General features: G+C 60.7%; 18 protein-coding genes and 3 pseudogenes. 12 read left to right on the top strand and 9 right to left on the bottom strand.

All coding sequences use genetic code 11. The annotated features are described in order from the left end of the window. Nucleotides 1-12: 12 nt before the first annotated feature. Genes V5B59_RS01595 through V5B59_RS01585 form a run of 3 tightly spaced genes read right to left on the bottom strand, consistent with a single transcriptional unit; the run spans nucleotide 13 to nucleotide 2,212 of the window. A complete protein-coding gene (locus V5B59_RS01595) occupies nucleotides 13-702 on the bottom strand; it encodes a response regulator (RefSeq protein ID WP_169071872.1) in 690 nt (229 codons plus the stop codon). Further along, a complete protein-coding gene (locus tag V5B59_RS01590; protein ID WP_169071873.1) occupies nucleotides 699-1,211 on the bottom strand; it encodes an ATP-binding protein in 513 nt (170 codons plus the stop codon). The genes V5B59_RS01595 and V5B59_RS01590 overlap by 4 nt, the downstream gene beginning before the upstream one ends. After that, the gene (locus tag V5B59_RS01585) at nucleotides 1,178-2,212 is read right to left on the bottom strand and encodes a DUF4118 domain-containing protein (protein ID WP_169071874.1); all 1,035 of its coding nucleotides are present in this window, start codon (nucleotides 2,210-2,212) and stop codon (nucleotides 1,178-1,180) included. The genes V5B59_RS01590 and V5B59_RS01585 overlap by 34 nt, the downstream gene beginning before the upstream one ends. Here V5B59_RS01585 and V5B59_RS01580 point away from each other — a divergent pair. Next, entirely contained in the window at nucleotides 2,211-2,384 is a 174-nt protein-coding gene (locus V5B59_RS01580) for a hypothetical protein (protein WP_169071875.1), read from the top strand. The two genes, V5B59_RS01585 and V5B59_RS01580, sit on opposite strands and share 2 nt — an antisense overlap. A gap of 105 nt (nucleotides 2,385-2,489) precedes the next feature. On the opposite strand, the gene V5B59_RS01575 is transcribed toward V5B59_RS01580, so the two are convergent. Then, nucleotides 2,490-3,458, bottom strand: a complete 969-nt coding sequence (locus tag V5B59_RS01575; protein ID WP_169071876.1) for a ParB/Srx family N-terminal domain-containing protein — start codon at nucleotides 3,456-3,458, stop codon at nucleotides 2,490-2,492. A 346-nt stretch (nucleotides 3,459-3,804) separates the two neighbouring features. Here V5B59_RS01575 and acuI point away from each other — a divergent pair, with 346 nt between their 5' ends. Continuing rightward, nucleotides 3,805-4,788, top strand: coding sequence for an acrylyl-CoA reductase (NADPH) (gene acuI / locus V5B59_RS01570; protein WP_169071877.1), 984 nt, complete (start codon nucleotides 3,805-3,807; stop codon nucleotides 4,786-4,788). Between the two features lie 67 nt (nucleotides 4,789-4,855). On the opposite strand, the gene V5B59_RS01565 is transcribed toward acuI, so the two are convergent. Next, a complete protein-coding gene (locus V5B59_RS01565) occupies nucleotides 4,856-5,266 on the bottom strand; it encodes a hypothetical protein (protein ID WP_169071878.1) in 411 nt (136 codons plus the stop codon). 484 nt (nucleotides 5,267-5,750) lie between these two features. Between V5B59_RS01565 and V5B59_RS01560 the strand changes: the two genes are divergently transcribed. From V5B59_RS01560 to V5B59_RS01540, 5 genes and pseudogenes are all read left to right on the top strand, one after another. After that, a complete protein-coding gene (locus tag V5B59_RS01560; RefSeq protein ID WP_169071868.1) occupies nucleotides 5,751-6,038 on the top strand; it encodes a hypothetical protein in 288 nt (95 codons plus the stop codon). 18 nt (nucleotides 6,039-6,056) lie between these two features. Then, nucleotides 6,057-6,167: pseudogene (locus V5B59_RS01555) on the top strand (group II intron maturase-specific domain-containing protein); the annotation flags it as partial. Continuing rightward, nucleotides 6,159-6,512: a tyrosine-type recombinase/integrase gene (locus V5B59_RS01550; protein ID WP_308240196.1), complete on the top strand. Its 354-nt coding sequence runs from the start codon at nucleotides 6,159-6,161 to the stop codon at nucleotides 6,510-6,512. The pseudogene V5B59_RS01555 and the gene V5B59_RS01550, both read left to right, overlap by 9 nt. A gap of 386 nt (nucleotides 6,513-6,898) precedes the next feature. Beyond that, nucleotides 6,899-7,222 (top strand): hypothetical protein, encoded by a 324-nt coding sequence (locus tag V5B59_RS01545; RefSeq protein WP_169071880.1) that lies wholly within the window; start codon nucleotides 6,899-6,901, stop codon nucleotides 7,220-7,222. A 4-nt stretch (nucleotides 7,223-7,226) separates the two neighbouring features. After that, complete coding sequence (locus V5B59_RS01540; RefSeq protein ID WP_169071881.1) at nucleotides 7,227-9,077, top strand: M6 family metalloprotease domain-containing protein; 1,851 nt, start codon at nucleotides 7,227-7,229, stop codon at nucleotides 9,075-9,077. Between the two features lie 47 nt (nucleotides 9,078-9,124). Here V5B59_RS01540 and V5B59_RS01535 read toward each other — a convergent pair. Continuing rightward, nucleotides 9,125-9,793, bottom strand: a pseudogene (locus V5B59_RS01535) (IS982 family transposase); the annotation flags it as partial. A gap of 518 nt (nucleotides 9,794-10,311) precedes the next feature. On the opposite strand from V5B59_RS01535, the gene V5B59_RS01530 reads away from it, so the two are divergent. Genes V5B59_RS01530 through V5B59_RS01520 form a run of 3 tightly spaced genes read left to right on the top strand, consistent with a single transcriptional unit; the run spans nucleotide 10,312 to nucleotide 12,117 of the window. Continuing rightward, nucleotides 10,312-11,001 (top strand): hypothetical protein, encoded by a 690-nt coding sequence (locus V5B59_RS01530; protein ID WP_332351489.1) that lies wholly within the window; start codon nucleotides 10,312-10,314, stop codon nucleotides 10,999-11,001. Beyond that, nucleotides 10,934-11,728 carry an ISAzo13 family transposase gene (locus V5B59_RS01525; RefSeq protein ID WP_332351487.1) on the top strand — a complete coding sequence of 265 codons (795 nt, stop codon included), beginning with the start codon at nucleotides 10,934-10,936 and terminating at the stop codon, nucleotides 11,726-11,728. The genes V5B59_RS01530 and V5B59_RS01525 overlap by 68 nt, the downstream gene beginning before the upstream one ends. 17 nt (nucleotides 11,729-11,745) lie before the next feature. Further along, entirely contained in the window at nucleotides 11,746-12,117 is a 372-nt protein-coding gene (locus V5B59_RS01520) for a hypothetical protein (protein ID WP_169070381.1), read from the top strand. 87 nt (nucleotides 12,118-12,204) lie between these two features. On the opposite strand, the gene V5B59_RS01515 is transcribed toward V5B59_RS01520, so the two are convergent. Further along, nucleotides 12,205-12,801 (bottom strand): hypothetical protein, encoded by a 597-nt coding sequence (locus V5B59_RS01515; protein ID WP_169070382.1) that lies wholly within the window; start codon nucleotides 12,799-12,801, stop codon nucleotides 12,205-12,207. Between the two features lie 219 nt (nucleotides 12,802-13,020). On the opposite strand from V5B59_RS01515, the pseudogene V5B59_RS01510 reads away from it, so the two are divergent. Then, a pseudogene (locus tag V5B59_RS01510) lies at nucleotides 13,021-13,242 on the top strand (ISNCY-like element ISAtsp9 family transposase); the annotation flags it as partial. On the opposite strand, the gene V5B59_RS01505 reads toward V5B59_RS01510, so the two are convergent. Then, complete coding sequence (locus V5B59_RS01505) at nucleotides 13,153-14,628, bottom strand: hypothetical protein (protein WP_248594840.1); 1,476 nt, start codon at nucleotides 14,626-14,628, stop codon at nucleotides 13,153-13,155. The pseudogene V5B59_RS01510 and the gene V5B59_RS01505 overlap by 90 nt on opposite strands. A 146-nt stretch (nucleotides 14,629-14,774) precedes the next feature. On the opposite strand from V5B59_RS01505, the gene V5B59_RS01500 reads away from it, so the two are divergent. Next, nucleotides 14,775-16,247, top strand: coding sequence for a patatin-like phospholipase family protein (locus tag V5B59_RS01500; RefSeq protein WP_169070384.1), 1,473 nt, complete (start codon nucleotides 14,775-14,777; stop codon nucleotides 16,245-16,247). 193 nt (nucleotides 16,248-16,440) lie between these two features. Here the strand turns inward: V5B59_RS01500 and V5B59_RS01495 are convergent, their stop codons facing one another. Next, on the bottom strand, nucleotides 16,441-16,767 hold the full coding sequence (locus V5B59_RS01495) for a hypothetical protein (RefSeq protein WP_169070379.1): 327 nt from the start codon (nucleotides 16,765-16,767) through the stop codon (nucleotides 16,441-16,443). Nucleotides 16,768-16,923 lie beyond the last annotated feature (156 nt).

The raw sequence follows: 16,923 nt of genomic DNA, 5'->3' as shown, positions 1-16,923 counted from the left end.
TTACCTCGGTTCTCAGGATTGAAAGCGGTAGCCGACACCGGTCTCGGTCAGAATGTGTTGCGGTTGCGCTGGGTCGATCTCCAGCTTCTGGCGCAAGCGACCGACGTAGATACGCAGGTAATGCGCCTGTTCGCTATGTCCCGGCCCCCAGACTTCCTGCATCAGATGGCGATGGGTCATCACCTTGCCGCTGTTGGCGAGCATCACCGCCAGCAGGCGATACTCGATCTGCGTCAGGTGAATCTCGACGCCGCCCTTGCTGACAACGTGGCGGGCGAGGTCCACCTCGACGTCGCCGAAGCGATGTTGAGGTTTGGTTTCACCGCTGTGCCAATGGCGTCTAAGCAGGGCACGCGCCCGCGCGAGCAGTTCGCCAACGCCGAAGGGTTTGCAAAGATAGTCGTCGGCACCGGCATCGAGGGAAGAGATCTTGTCACGTTCCGCCGAGCGTGCCGACAGGATGAGAATCGGCAGTGGTGACCAGGCTCGCAAATCACGGATGAAGTCAATCCCATTCATGTCGGGCAGGCCCAGGTCGAGGATCAGCAGATCGGCCTGGCCGCGAGCGGCTTCGTCTAGCCCCTGTCTTGCCGTAGCCGCCTCGAGCGAAGCCCAACCCTCGCTGCGCAAGGCTTCGCATACGAATCGGCGAATTTGCGGTTCGTCCTCGACGACGATCACGCTCGCCTGCGTCTCGCTCATCTCGTAGCCTCTTCTTCCATGGCGGGCGGCGTGCCGAGGGGTAGAGTGAAACGCACCCAAGCTCCGCCGGGACGGTTTTCGGCGACAATCGTGCCAGCATGGGCAATGATGATCGCCTTGCAGATCGCCAGCCCGAGGCCCGTGCCGGCAACCGCCGGCTCCTGCTCGCCCCTGGCAAACAGCTCGAAGACCTGGTCGAGTCGATCCACGGGAAAGCCGGCGCCGTCGTTGCCGACCGCGACTTCCAGGAAGCTGTCGCGTGTGCGCGCGACCAACTGGATACGCGATCCCTCGGGGGAATACTTGGCGGCGTTTTCAAGCAAATTGCACAGCACTCGTTCCAGTAGTACGGCGTCGAAGTGCAGCAGCGGCAGATCCTTCGGCAAGTCGATTTCAAGCTTACGACTGGCGAGAAGTCCTGCGAGCAGGCGTGTGCTCGACCCGACAATCTCCTCGAAGGCTTGCCATTCCTTGTTCAAGGGGATGTTGCCCGCCTGCAGGCGGGCCATTTCAAGAAGATTCGACAGCAGATGGTGCATCGCGCGGGCCTGATCACGAATGATGGTGGCCGTCTCGATGGCATTTCGGGCAGGGGTGGCTTCGCCAGGGTATCGGCGAGTCCGACCAGGCTCGTCAACGGGGTGCGCAAGTCATGCGACAGCGACGACAGAATCGATGTGCGCAACTGCTCCGCCGCAACCTGCACTTCCCCGCGCTGCGCTGCAGCGGCGAAGTGCAGACGCTCGAGGGTGATCGCCAGCAGCGATGCCACCGCTTCCAGCAGGGGCCGTTGCGAGTGCAGGCTATCGACGTCATCGCTGCGCGGCGCCAGTGCCAGGACACCGAGAATATGCGTCGGTGCCACTAGGGGCAGAAAGACGATCGCCACGCCGAGGCCAGCGAGGGCATCGGTTTCGACCAGGGTGTGGTGTTCGTAGGTCGAACGTGCGAAAGTCAGTTCCAGTTCGCTCAGGCGGCGACCGCCATATTGCTGAAACAGGAGGCCCGGCCGGGAGTTGTCGGCAACCAGCACGATGACATCCAGATCGAGGCGACCGAGAAAGCACTGTGCGATGTCTCTGGCCTGGTCGACGGTCAGGGTGCCGCCAAGGTCTCGGGCCAGATCGTAGAGCGCTTGCGTATCATGTTCGCGCGCTTGCGCCTCTTGGGTGCGCTCCGAAAGCAGGGCGGCCAGTTGGGAAGTGATCAGCCCGACGGCCAGCATGACGGCGAAGGTCACCAGATACTGTGCGTCGGCCACGGCAAACGAAAGGTGTGGTGGAACGAAAAAGAAGTCGAACAAGGCCACACCAAGGAACGCCGCCATTACCGCCGGGCCGCGTCCCAGCCATGCCGCGGTGACGAACACCGTCAGCAGGAAGATCATCACGATGTTGGCAAGATCGAGCACCTCGCGCAGCGGAACTGTAGCCAGCGTCGTCAGAACGCAGAGCACCGCAGCCAGTAAATAACGGGCGCGCTGCCAATTCGATGGTGAGCGGGTTTTCATGGCTGGACTGCCGAGTCAAGGGGAGATGCCTGTAGTGTCGTCAACAGGACGTAAAAATGGTGTAAACATTTCGGCTGCTGATCATCGTGGCGATGTGATCGTCACCACCAGAATCATTGCCATGGCCGCTGCAAAGCCAGAAAGGGATACCGGCAGCGACCAATCAGCTTGACTGCTGTTACTGCGGACGGCCAGGGTCGGTTCGTTCTTTGCACGCAAACCTGTGACCCTGGCCCTTTGCTTCTGTCCCCCTTCGCTTGCCTCCTCCGATTGACGTCTACTTGCAGTGCTTGGGCTGCGCTATACCGGTCTGGACAACGGAATTGTAGCCAGCGCCTTCGCCTACCGCCTGTTGCGCTGCAGGTGCCGCCGCTGCTTGCATCGCCGCAGGCAGGGCCTTGTTGAGCTTGTCATACTGATTGTCGAGGCATTGGGTGTTCAGGGGGGTTTGCTGCGAGCAGGAAGCCTCTCCCGCCAGTGCATCCTTGACCTCCGGAACCCCGGCCAGGTAGGCGCCCCACTTGAACTCGAGGAAGTAGGCGTCAGCGCAGGTCACATTCGGAAACTTGTCCGCACAACTCAGGTCGTCCTCGTCCTTGGCGGCCCCGGGCGGATCGCACTTGACGTAACCACAGCTTCCTCTCACCCAGGCCGAGAGGGTCCGCAGCGGGTCATCCTGCAAGCTGCCGATGCTCTTGGGAAGCTGGGCGGGGGTGATGTCCTGGCCAGCGGGATCCTTCAGCCAGGTGTCGTGCTGTTTGACCATCTGCTGCCAGAAAGCATCTTCCTTCATGTTCGACCAGTCGGCGAGAAGGAAGGCATAGACCTTCTTGTCCTTGTCCTTGATATCGGCATTCCAGACGGCGGTCGAGAGATGGTGGTGGTCGGTCAGGTAGAAGATGCCGCCCGGACCGCGCACCATTGGAACCCAGCGATTGTCCTCGCGCAGATACTCGTCGAGTTTTCCGGCCTTGGCCTTGCTCGATATCTTTGCTGCCTTGCACTCGACAGCGTCCATTCCCACCGCCGACTGCGTCGGATGGAGCGCTTTCACGTCGATGATGCAACCTCTTTTCTTCTTTTCCTTGAGGGTGATGATCCCCTCATCATTGAGCCGAGCGACCTTGGTGTTCTTGCCGCATTCGGGGACTGCTGCACCCCCGTCGTCCTTGCCTTTCTTGGCCTCGGCGGTGCCGGCGAGGCCCAGTACCAGAAATCCCGAAAGCATTATAGTGACTGCGCGCATGTCTTCCCTCCTTTGTTAAACCAATGTACAAGAAAAGATATCCCTGTAGGCATTGCAACTGCCCGCACGCAGTATCGGTGGCGTTGCAGGCGAAGTCAATCTCGTTCTGAATGGTGCCAACCAACGGCCAGCAAAGCAGGATAATGGGGACCAGGGTTGCCTTGTTGGGGGCAATCCAGGGTAAACGATTCGTTTTCCACCTGCTTCGTCGCCTCGCCGGAAAGTCGGGCGACTCGGAATCTGTGGGCTTTTTGAGATTTCTTGCGACAAGCCCTGCCTGGAAGGCAATTATTTGCTACTTTGTCGTGGCTTGGCCCAATTCAACTCAGCAAAGGAGAGAATCACGATGTTCAAGGGAATCCTGATCACCAAAGACGACGCCGCTTACCAGGCCCAAGTCCAGCAGATCGACGATACCGTCTTGCCGGCAGGCGACGTCACCGTGCATGTCGAATGGAGTACGCTCAACTACAAGGATGGCCTGGCCATCACCGGCAAGGCGCCGGTCGTTCGCCGCTTTCCGATGGTGCCGGGAATCGACTTTGCCGGTACGGTTACGACAAGCAGCAACCCGGCCTGGCCGGTGGGCGAGCGGGTGATCCTCAATGGCTGGGGTGTCGGCGAGACGCATTGCGGCGGACTGGCCGAGCTGGCGCGGGTCAAGGGCGAATGGCTGGTGGCGCTGCCGAGCAGTTTCACGGCGCGCCAGGCGATGGCCATCGGCACCGCCGGTTACACGGCCATGCTCTGCGTGCTGGCCCTGGAGAGGCACGGCATCCAGCCGCAGGACGGTGAAATTCTCGTCACCGGGGCCAACGGTGGAGTCGGTAGCGTGGCCATCGCCCTGCTCGCCAAACTCGGCTACCGAGTGCTGGCATCGACTGGCCGCAGCGCCGAAGCCGAGCATCTGAAAGCACTCGGTGCGGCGGCAGTCATCGATCGCCAGGAGCTGGCTACGCCAGGCAAACCGATCGGCAAGGAACGCTGGGCCGGTGTCATCGACACCGTCGGCAGCCATACCCTCGCCAATGCCTGTGCGACCACCCGCTATCGCGGTGCGGTAGCCGCTTGTGGCCTGGCCGGCGGCATGGACTTTCCGGCAACGGTGGCGCCTTTCATCCTGCGCGGCGTCACCCTCTACGGCATCGACAGCGTCATGGCGCCGCTGGCGGTGCGCAAGGAGGCCTGGGCGCGTCTTGGCAAGGATCTCGAGATCGCCCGGCTCGACGCGATGACCCGTGAAATCGGTCTCTCCGAAGCCATCGCCGTAGCCAGCGAATTGCTCGACGGCAAGGTACGTGGGCGGGTCGTCGTCGATGTCAGCCGATAATCTACATCGACAGGACCCCGCATGCCCTTACTCGGACAGAGAGGATCGGCGCATGCACCGCTGACGTTTAACGTGCCGGAACCAGCTGCCAGCCTTCGGGACAGTGGCGAACGTTCGGGTAATACTGCCCGAGCGATCCACAGTAGTTCCAGAAAGCGCTTGGCGGCTCCACATAGACCGGCTGCGGTGCGACATAGACCGGCTGCGCCGGTGCCACATACGCCTGGCGCGGTGCGTAGTAGCTGGAGGCCGCGACTCCGGCAGCGATGCCGGCAATTGCCAGTACGGCAGCCGGCGCAGCCCAGCCGTATCCGCGCGAATGATGGCCGCGATGATGATCATGCTGTGGCGGCGCGTAGTAGCCGCGGTGATCGCCGCGATAGTCGCCGCGATAGTCGCCGCGATCGGCCAGAGCAGGAGTTGAACAACCCAGCGCGAGGCCGAGTACGATGCAGAGGGAGGTAGTTGTCGTTTTCATGAATCAAATAACGCCCGGAAGCGCCAGGCGATGACGATTCCTTGGGGCGATTTGTAAGCATTTGTGACCAGACATCGATTCGGTGTACCGAGCAGAGGCGAGGCAGAGAAATGAGGAAGCGTGCCCCGCCATTAGCGCGGTTCTCGGCATGTATCCTGCCTCCGTGCAGGCTTCGAAAAGGGTGATGCGGAAGCCGACCCGGCGTGAATACGGGGAAGGCCGATGTCACAGGCGAATGCGAGCGAAACGCAGTCTGTGGTTCCGCCGGGGTATTGGTGACGGCATGTGTGGAAGAGGAAGGCAGACGCAACACGGGAAGCCCCATCCCGTGGTCAAGCGCAAGACCAACCGGACGCCCGCGAGGGACAGGCTGGGCGAGATGGGGTGGCGGAGAGGCCCGTGGTACCGATGAAGTCGGGTAATGCCGATGGAGGAAAGGGGCCTCAGTTCAAGACCAACGCAAGAAGCGGGAAGGGACACGAGATTGGGCAACCTGCAAACTCCGATAAGCGTTCAGAAACTGCGGACCGCGTTACATGCCAAAGCGAAAGGCCGGGCAGAGGATGCCATGGATGCGATGCGCGGAATGATGGAGAAACTGAAGCTGACGGTAAACGACGACAAGACACCTCTGTGTCAAATACCGCAAAAGCGGTTCGACTTCCTGGGATACACCTTCGAGCGGTGCTACAGCCAAAAAACTGGGCGCGCCTACATCGGCACCCGGCCCTCGCCGAGAAGCGTCAAACGAATGGTGGAAAACATCATTTAGGAAACCGACCGCAGCCGGACCATACTGGAGGCCGAGGTGGTCGTGGGGCGGCTGAACCGGAAACTGATCGGCTGGGCGAACTATTTTTGCCTGGGTCGAGTCAGTCCGGCCTATCGAGCCATCGACTCCCACGTTCGGCGCACATCTCAAGGCGACCGCGACCATGCCTTGCTGCTGTTTCTCTATAACACGGGCGCACGGGCCAGCGAAGCGGCCCATCGGACGGTCGGTGACCTTGATTTCACTTCCGGCACTGTCCGTATCGTTGGCAAAGGACGCAAGCAGCGCCAGTACCTGCTGTGGCAGGAGAGCATCCAAGCGCTGCGTGCCTTGGCTGGCGCTCGTCTGTCGCAAGAACACGGATTCCTTAATCGTTGCGGCCACACTCTGAAATGCGAGGTCACCGACCACCCCAAGGTAACACGACGTTGGGCTAACGATCCGGCACTGATGGCGTTTCTTCGATCGCTGTAACCAACAAATTTATGGGGCGCTCAGCGGACTGGATCTTCGATGAATCATGGCCGTGCCCTCGCAACGCCACATATCCGCACGTCCGGTTCGATGAGCGGGATGTGGAAACGGGGCGATGGCCAGGCTACTGGGGCACCGTCAGACGAAAGGGACGGAAACAGACAAGCCGAACCTACGGCTCACATCTCGACTCTACACAATAGGAGCTCTTGTAGAGACTTGCGATTCATTCGTTTTTGCCTACATCCAAAGTATATTGCAAATGTGTTGAGTAAGACTAGACTTGTTACTTGGAGTGAGATTACAGTTTTTAAGGCAACCGCGCGCCGCAACTAGATACTTGTCAGGATCACTCGAACAAGATAAATCTTTACGAGGCCTCTCGCATGGTAGGTATGTTCGGCGAAAAGGTGTCTTTGGCTCAGGCCAATGGACCGGATGTTGACCTCATCGTGCGAGGCACTGAACTTTATGGCACCTATGAAACCCCTGAGGGGTTCTCGGTCATCTATGACGAAATGTTGGGTTTGTTTTGCTATGCACGGGTTGTCAACGGCAAGTTTGAGTCAACAGGCGTAGGCGTAACATCGCCAGAGCCAGCGGACATTGAGCGACACGTGACGGAGTCCGACGAGGTCAGGATGCAAAAAATCCACGAGCGCACTCTGCAAATGGAACGGCACGGGCGCGCTACACCCAAAAAGGAGTAATGCAATGAGCGCAATATTCGGTGAAGTCCTGACTTTCGGTCAGTCAAAGGGTCCAGAAATCGCCCTCAAAGTGTTTGGCGACGAGCACTACGCACGCTACGAGAACATGGACGGCTACTCTGCCGTCTACGATGATGAGCTCGGCGTATTTTGTTACGCGCGCCTATCGACAGGAAGTTTCCGCTCGACGGGCATACCGCTATCGGAAACAGTACCTGCTGGGCTGGTGCGGCATCTGCAGGAATCTCAGGACACCATTGTCGCCCGCGCCAGCGCACGCAAGTTGCGCCGCGCCGCGATGTCTGGCGGTCAACGTGAGGCGGAAGTGGTACGGACGCTGGGTCCAAACCAGGGGCTGCTAGAGGGCCGCTCACTTTCATCGGGCGCGGTGAAGGGCCTTACAATTCTGGTGAATTTCCAGGACGTCGCGAGCACCGTGTCGCGTGCTGACGTGGACGACATGTTGAACGGGGTGAACTACACCCGCAACGGCAATATTTGCTCGGCCCGAGAGTACTTTGAGCGCATGTCGTCAGGTAAGCTTAAATACACCAACATTGTCGTGGGCCCCTATACGCTCAGCAGGAATCGCGAATTCTATTTCAACAATCTGCTGGTTGAGGAGGCGCTTCAGCTTGCCGTGGCGGATGGGTTGGATATCACGCAGTTCGATTCACGCAATGAGGGCATCGTGGATGCGTTGAACGTGCTCTATGCGGGTCAGACCCAGTATCGTGGCGAGCTCTGGCCGCATAACTGGCACATTGATCTGCATTTCGGGACGGTGAGGACCGACCTCTATTTGCTGACCAGTCTTGGCCGCACGCCAGCAGATTTGACCATCGGCACATTTTGTCACGAAAATGGCCACCTGCTGTGCCGATTTCCGGACATGTACGATTACGGCGAGCGCGACGGCGACAGCGTGAAGAGCGCAGGCATAGGTGGCTATTGTCTGATGGGGTCGGGTAATCATAATGATGGCGGACGCAGCCCCTCGCCGGTTTGTGCTTATCTGCGCGACCTTGCAGGCTGGTGCGATAACGAGATCGATTTGGCTACCAGCGCTACCCACGAGGCACGCAGTGGTGACTACAATACCGTGATGAAGTACCGTACGTCCAAGCCCAACGAATATTTTTTGGTTGAAAATCGTACCAGGATGGGTTTTGACCGTGGTTTACCGTCCAGTGGCCTTGCGGTCTACCATTGCGACATTATGGGATCGAACGAATTGCAACAGGGCACCGCCTTGAAACACTACCAATGCGCTTTGCTCCAGGCGGACGGCCGCCGCGACCTCGAACTGGATGTGAATGCCGGCGACGGCAACGACCTGTACGGTGCGATAGGGGGCATCGCGCTGTCTGCCACATCAGTGCCCAATTCGCGAGAATGGGACGGCCGCGATTCTCAACTCGTGATTTCGGACATTACTGCGCCGGCTGAAAAGATCAAGTTCAAGGTGGGCGCTGCGCCGGTTGTTTCGGTGGCGTCCGGTCAGAAGAATCCGATGGCAACCATTCCCGACAACAAGACCGCAGGCATTTCGAGTGCGATTGTCATCGCGCAGTCGGGCACAGTTACCCAAATCAAGGTCGGGGTGAATATTCAGCACACCTTTATCGGTGATCTAAGGGTCGCCCTTACCTCGCCTACAGGTCGGAGCGTCATATTGCATCCGCAGCTTGGTGGTTCTGCGGACAATCTGATTACGACCTTCGACTCGGCAGTGTCAGGTGTTCTTAGCGGAATGGTGGGTCAACCAATGATGGGAACGTGGACATTGAACGTATCGGATCGCGCCCGGGCCGACGTCGGCATACTGCGTAGCTGGAACATCGAACTCAAGTAGATCCGCCGGATAAGTTTGGGGGACGGTGAGAGCCGGCGGAAGTCCTGAAGCGGTAGTCTGGGCTTGTTGGGCATCAGGCAATAGGCGATGAGGCCAGCCAGCAAATTGACAGCGAAATGGATGGGCGAGCGATGGCGGGTGTGCTCGATCTGACAGAGGTTTTTCAGTTCGTCGATGACGGTTTCCACGAGGGATCGTTGCCGTAGCATCGCCTGGTCGAAGGGATCGAGGGCGACGGGCTTCCTGTTTTTCCGGACCTGGGTCACGAAGTCGATGCCGAGATCCTTGAGAAAGGTGGTCAGTCACTGGGCGATATAGCCCTTGTCCGCATACCGCTTGCCAAAGAGCCGCTCGGCAAAGTCGCACAAGGGCTTGCGGTCATCGACATTTCCTGGGGTCAGCTTGACGCCCAGCAGTTCGCCCAAGTGATTGATGACCAAAGGGAGTTGGAAACCGAAAAACCAGCCGGTAGAACTCTTGCCCCGCGCCGCCATGCCCTGGAACACCCGGTGGCGAGGAATCCGCAAGTTCTTGCAGACGGAGATAGGAGTCGAATCCGCAATCGACACTCCGGAGCACTTGCCCGTGAGCGCCTCGAACAGGGCGGCCAGCGCGATCGCGCAGCGTGGAAGCAACTCGACACACCGCTGATAGGTCGGTAGCCGGGGAAACTCGCTGCGCAGGTATCGGCATACCTGGTTCAGATATACTCCGCGCGGCCAAATGGGTGCAATCGGAAGTGCGACTGGCGCCGGTGCGAGGTGGTGGTCGGTGGCATTCGGCACTAGACAAATGGCCGGAGGTGAGGTAAATAGTCATGGGTTACTTCAACGTGGAGCGAAACCCATGTCAGAACAATGGTCGGAAATGGAGGGGCGACTCAAGCCGAGTCGGAGTTTGGAAGATCGGTTGCGAGATCATCCCGAGCTGCGGGCGAAGATGGAGTCGTTGTTGGCGGTGGTCGAGAACGCGGCCGGCGATGTCGAGAAGGCGGCGGAGGCGGAGCGGCGGGTGACGGAGGAATTGCGGCAGCTGGGCAACGAAGCGTTGCACGGCTGGGCGCGACGGCAAGCGCAGCGGAAGGAAGAAGAGGTGGCGCAACAACCGGGCGTGCAGCGGAAGGAAAAAAAACGTCTATTGGCAGACCCGGTACGGCCAGATCGAAGTAGCGGAGCAGGTCTTCCGGCAAGGGACCCGTGGGCCGGAGATCCGGCCATTCACGCGTTCGGCGGAGGTGGTCTGCCGGGGCTGCTCGGAGCCGCTGCAGCGAGCGATCGTCGATTTTGGGGCGGACGCGCCCGCGGCGCGCATTCCGCAGAAGCTGAAAGAGCATTACGGTATCGAGGTGTGCGCCAGTACGTGCTGGTCGATCGTCTTGCAGCATGCTCAGACGATCGACGAGTGCCCGAAAGCGGCGGCACAGATCCCGGAACGAGACGGGGTGGCGCAACTGATCGCCGAGATCGACGGGAGCATGATTCCCGTTGTGGAGATGGCCGAATCGAACGACCAGAGCGCGAAAGTGGACCGCCGCAAGACCCGCCAAGTGGGCTGGAAGGAAGCGCGATTGAGTCTGGTCCATCCGCCTGGCTCGGTCACCCCGGTGTTCGGCGCCACCGTGGGACCGCCCGATCAAGTCGGAGAGACGCTATTGCGCACGGCGGTTCAGGCCGGACTGGGGCGGAAGACCCAGGTCCATGCGGTCAGCGACGGCGCCGCATGGATTGCCGATCAAGTGAGTGAGCAGTTCGGACTCCACGGCCACTTCCTCGTCGATTTCTACCATGTCTGTGACTACCTGACGGCCGCAGGGAAGACAGCGTGGGCTATCGCCAGCACGGCGGCGAGGGCTTGGCTTGCTGAAGCAGCATGGCTTTGTTCGCCGTCAGGCGCAGAAGAAGACGTCGTTCAAGCAGCACCCTGAGCGCAACCCGCAGTTTGAAAACATCACAGCGCTCAAGGCCGCGTACCTGGCGGCTGGTCAGCCCGTACTCTCCATGGACACCAAGAAGAAAGAGATGCTCGGCAATTTTTACCGGAACGGCACGCTTTACACCCGAGAGACCCTGGCCGTGCTGGATCATGACTTTCCCAGCTATAGCGAAGGCAAAGTCGTACCGCATGGCTTGTACGACATCGGTTTGAACAAAGCCCATGTCAATCTGGGCACGAGTCATGACACCACGCAGTTCGCGTGTGACAGCGTGGAACGTTGGTGGTCTTTGCACGGACGTCACGATCATCCCAATGCCGATAAGATATTGATTCTGTGCGATGGCGGTGGCAGCAACCCCTCACGCTCGCCGTTGTTTCAGCAGGACTTGCAAGCGCTTGCCAATCGGCTCAAGCTGGAAATTCGGATCGCCCACTTCCCGCCGTATTGCTCCAAGCACAATCCGATTGAGCACCGCGTCTTCCCCCATGTCACGCGCGCTTGCGAAGGCGTCGTATTTGAAAGCGTGCCTCTGGTCAAACAACTGATCGAGCGTACCCAGACTCGAACTGGACTTCAGGTCACCGTCGATATTATCGATCGCGTCTACGAAACCGGACGGAAAGCGGCGCTTGATCTCAAGGCATCCCTGCGCATCGTCGCCGATGCACTACTGCCCCCATGGAATTACACCATCCTGCCAAATTCAACAGCATAAAACCGGGAAGTTATTTCGTGGGCGTTCCTTGGCTAGAAACGCAGAAAGATCGGCTGAAACAGAACCGTCTCCAGGACGTCGTCGACGAACTGCACCGATTCGGCGAGGACGACACCGTTCCCGATGACAACGCTCCGGTGCGCGCGGCGCATCGCTATCTCACCAATCGCCCGGGACAGTTCAACTATCAAGACGCGCTCCTGGCCGAGCTGCCAATAGGTTCCGGTGAAATCGAAAGTGCACACCGTTACGTCATCCAGGACCGTCTCAAACGGGCTGGCGCTTGGTGGAAACTGAAAAACGCCAAGCACATGTTGGCGCTGCGTGTCTGCCGTGCCAACCAGGAGTGGGACAGCTATTGGCAGTCCAGACGACAACAGGCGGCCTGATCCACAGTCGCACTTCCAATTGCACCCCTCAGCCCCTGGGCATCGGCGACCGTCACCAGAAACAGGTACAATGCCGCCGCTGGCGGATCACAGCGCTCGATGTGCCGCTCGCGTACCAGGCGGTGGTCGAGCCAACTGAAATGAATCGGAATCTGCCGGATCCGCTCCGGACAAAGAACGCGCTTGATGGTCATCACCATTCCTTCCCGCCAAGATGTCATTCCCCAGTTCTACCAGCCGGCGGGCACTCCTGGCAATGTCATCCTGTAACGTAGTGCCGGTAAAGTGAGCAATAAAGCCAATCAAAACAGCCGCTTGATCGAGGAAGATATCTGGTAACACAGCTTGCCGTACCTCTTGAGGATCTTCAGTGATTTCAATCGGTTGCGCCATGAAGACATCTTGTAACGCAATCGGATCTACTGCCGCTGCCACTCCCTGGCCTTTCGGCCGTTGCCAGTACCTCGGATGGGCCGCTCGCCAGGCCTTCACCCGCGCGACGTTCTCGGCACCACGGAAGTAGTCCAGGTTCTCCGTTTTGGCCAGCCAGGCCCGCCGACTGGCGGCCTTGCTCTCCTGCCGGCACGCCGGCGCCGAACAGTATTTCTGGTGTCTCGCGTTCCTCGCATCGGCGACGAAGCATGCGTGGCAAAACAGACAGTTGCGCTCTTCTGTTCGCACCATGACGGCCCTCTCATCCCGCTAAAAATGCGGCGCAAAAGCGCGCTGCACAGCACACTATGAGCGGATAGGGACGGAAAGAAAGCGAAGAACGAAGAAGACCGAAGAGCGAGGAAGAAGAGGCAAAAAGACCTTCAGATAAAAGCCATCGAAGAAGATCGACGAAGAAAGCCCAGGACTTTCAAACCGCCAAATTTAGATGACTTTCAGAACGCCGCTGACACAGACACCTATCGCTATGTCAGCGACGTGCCCTTGCGTAATCAGGACGAGGCGCTGACGGTCCAGTGGTGCGAACTCACCACCACCCGCGCAGACGGCACGATCCTCTACCACAACGCTTTCGCCACCTCGCTACCCATCGACGACGAGCAGGTCGCAGAGATCGTCGCCCCCGGCCGTGCCAGATGGAAAATCGAGAACGAAAACAACAACATCCTTAAGGTGTTTTTCGAGAAAGCTGTCGTAGCTACGCGTGGCCTCCAGCACCTCGCCTTCGGCGGCGCGCAGCTTGCGCAAGCGTTCGAGATACATCGCCTCGGTCTCCAGTTGCTGGCTCAGCAGAGCCTGCCTCTGCCCGATCAGGGCCTGCAGCGTCTCGTGCAGGGAATCCGTCTGTTCGGGCGGAAGTCCGGCGGCGAGTTCGGCGGCGGCTGCCGGACCGTTGGCGACACGCGCCGCCTCGTCGAGGTAGCGCAGACGCCGTACGTTGACTTCGGCAATCCGCTGCGCGAGTTCGCGCGCCTTGCGTTCGTAGACCTTCAGGTCCGGCAGCGCCTGCCGGTGCGCGAGCAGCAGCGGGCCGAGTCCCGCACTGAGCGCGCTGATTTCCGTTGCCGCCTGTTCGCGCCGGTGATTGGCCCGGATCCGTTCGCCCAGCTGCACCGCCAGCGCCTGTTCCTTCTCCAGCGTAGCGAGGGGCCGCGTGACCGCATTCAGATCTCTGGCGAGTACGAGATTCTGCTCGGCGAAGGCCGCCAGGGTCGGGCCCAGACCGGCCGCGGTCTGCAGCATGCGCTCCGCTGCGCGTTCTGCCTTCCTTGCCTGCTCCACCCGCCAGGCGCTGTTCAGCGCCTTCAGGGTGCCGACCCGCTGGCCGATGCGATCGATCTTGACCGTCTTCTCGTCGCGTGTCGCGCCGAGGAGATCCCATTTCATCGGCAGGCTGAGCAGCTCCTGATCAAGCGCCTGAATCAGGGTGCTCAGCGCGACATAGCGGGTTTCCGCGCTCCAGCGCCTGGCCTCGGTCAGCATCTCCGGCCCGTCGGCAGCGGGTGCACTCTGCAGTGCGGCAGCAATCGCCCGCTGCTGCTCCTGGGCCGTCGCGAGATCCTGGCGAATTGCCGTCAGCCGGTTTTCCTGATAGGCCAGTTGCCGCTCGATGTCGGCGCGCAGGGCCTGCACCGCCGCCAGATCGGCTTCCTCTCGCTTGAGATCACGGGCGATCTGCACACCTGTCGGTTCAGCGTCGTCGGGCCTCGCTGACGGCGGATCCGCACTCTTCAAGGCGGCGGTCCGCTGGCGGACGAGATCGGTCTCCTGGGGCGCCGTTCGCATGGTTTCCGCGAAAGTGTCGGTGCGTGCAGTGTGGGCGTCGATTTTCTTGAGGTTGCTCAGGGCGTCGTGGTAGAGGGCAATGAGACCGGCGCGACCCTTGGCGTCGAGCTCGGGGTTGCCTTCGGCCTCGCTGATTTTGGCCTGCAGCACATCGGCCGTCACCAGCAGTGGCGGCGCGCCGCGACCGCCCGTTTGCGCCGCGGCCCGGTCGAGCGCCAACGCACCAAGCCACAGGACGAGGACAATCAGAAAGGAGTGGATAGCGGCTTGCATGGTTTTCGACATGGATCGCATCCTGGCACAGGCAAGCCGGTCGGCCAATCGGCAAACCGGTGATCGGTTTGTTCAGCTCAGCGGGCGATTGTCGCGAAATAGGAAGGGGGTAGAATCGGACTTTCTCTATCCGCTGGCCCGAACCGATGACTCTGTTTCGTACCCCACTCCTGCTGGCTGCTGTGTTGTTGCTCGCGCTCGGTGGCTGTGCCAGCCGCCCGATCAACCCGCCGATTACAAAGGCCGACCCGCGCACGGGTTACCGCTTCGATACGCGCCAGGCGCATGGCATGCACAAGGAAAACTTGGTCGTCCTCGCGTTCTCGGGCGGCGGCACACGCGCTGCTGCCTTTTCGTACGGCGTCCTGGAGTTCCTTCGGCGTACCGAGGTGACGGGACCGGACGGCAACACCGTGCGCCTGCTCGATGCCGTCGACATCATCACCGGCGTCTCGGGTGGCAGCTTCACCGCGCTGGCCTACGGCCTTTACGGCGACAAGCTGTTCTCCGACTACGAGCAACGCTTCCTGAAGCGCGATGTGCAGGGCGAAATCATCGCCCGTACCTTCAGCCCGAGCAACTGGGGGGCCCTGTGGTCGCTGGGCTGGGGTCGTTCCGAACTGGCCGCCCAGTTGTACGACGAGATCCTCTTCGATGGCGCCACCTTCGGCGACCTGGATCGCGGCCGTGGCCCGCTGATCCTGGCGTCGGCCACCGACATCTCGACCGGCGCGCGTTTTGTTTTCAACCAGAGCACTTTCGATGTCATCTGTTCGGATCTCAATGCCGTGCCACTGTCGCGTGCCGCTGCCGCGTCGTCGGCCGTGCCGGTGGTGCTCTCGCCGGTGACGATCAACAACTATGGCGGCACCTGCGATACGCGGCTGCCCCCCTGGATGCAACTGTTCGCCAACGCCACGGAACCTCCCCGGCCAGCGGCGCGGGCGATCCGCTCGCTGAAGGATATGCAGGCCTACGGCGACGGCGTCCACCGGCCCTACCTGCACCTCGTGGACGGCGGTGTCTCCGACAACGTCGGCATGCGCTCGGTGCTCGACTCGCTGGAGATCTCGCAGGCCCTGCACGAGGCTGGCGCACCAACGCCGCTCGACCGCGCGCGCCGGATCATCGTCTTCATCGTCAACTCACTCTCTTCGCCGCCGACCAACTGGGACGAATCCGAAGCCCCGCCCGGCACCGTGAACATCCTGCTGAAGTCGGCCGGCGTGCCGATCGACCGCTACTCGTACGAAGCGGTCGAACTGCTGCGAGACATGGCTGCGCGCTGGCAGACCTTGCGCCTGATTGGCGGGTCGGCGGCAATGGCCACCAACAAGGATCCCGTGGTCGCCGCCGCGCTGCGCGTGCCGAACGCCGAGATCTACGCCATCGACGTGTCATTCCCGGCACTGAAGGACAAGGATGAACTCGCCTATCTGAATCAGCAACCGACGTCCTTTGTGCTGCCAGACGAGGCCGTCGATCGCCTGCGGGCCGCAGCCGGAACGATCATCATGGACTCGCCGGAATTCCAGCGCCTGCTGAAGGACGTCGGGGCGAGGATCGTCACTGACTCGCCGCGCCCCGCGGTGCCGAAGATGGAGTCCGCCGCGAAGTAAGGTTAGGAAATCCAACGGCACCGACGAGAATATATGAGCCTTCATCAAGCAGCGTCAATCTCGAATTTGGCCCCGGGATCCTCTAAAAAGTCATCCGAATCCCGCCCCGCACGAGTCGTCCCACGACGGGCGATGACGGCTCGTCTCGCTTCAGTCTGGACCTTTGCGCATGGCTACTTCCTTCCCGCACCTACTAGGCGATACGCTGGTCGAATTGGAACTCCGGCGCCGGTTGAGCCTGCGGGTCGTCTTCGCCCATGGTAGCGTCGAGCCTCTCCCAGAGCGGCGGCGCACGGGCGGGCATCAGGCGTGGCGGCGAGGTCGGCTCGCCCAGATGGGTCAGGATGTCGCGCACGGCGCAGGCGTCGGTGAGGAAGGCGATGATTCGCATCTCGCCGCCGCAGCGTGGGCAGACGAGCGGCAAGACCTCATCGATCCGCGCGAGCAGCAGCGCCCAGACGTAGCGGGCGGCGCGACGCAGGAGTGCTTCCTCTTCTCCCGGTGCTTCCTCTGTCCCCATGGACGACGGGTTGGGCGCGGGTTGATCTGCGAAGCGGTTGTGGCGATGGGCTCAGGTGGATCAGTCGCTGCTGCACGCGGCGTACTGTCCGGCACGCCGGCAAGCGCGGTGACCTGTACGCGTAGCGGTGCGTTGGCTGCCAGTACGCCGTGGTAC

The sequence above is a fragment of the Candidatus Accumulibacter contiguus genome (assembly GCF_036625285.1).
Lineage (GTDB): Bacteria > Pseudomonadota > Gammaproteobacteria > Burkholderiales > Rhodocyclaceae > Accumulibacter > Accumulibacter contiguus.
The sequence above is the reverse complement of the archived record's forward strand: the minus strand, read 5'-3'. Positions and strand labels throughout refer to the sequence as shown.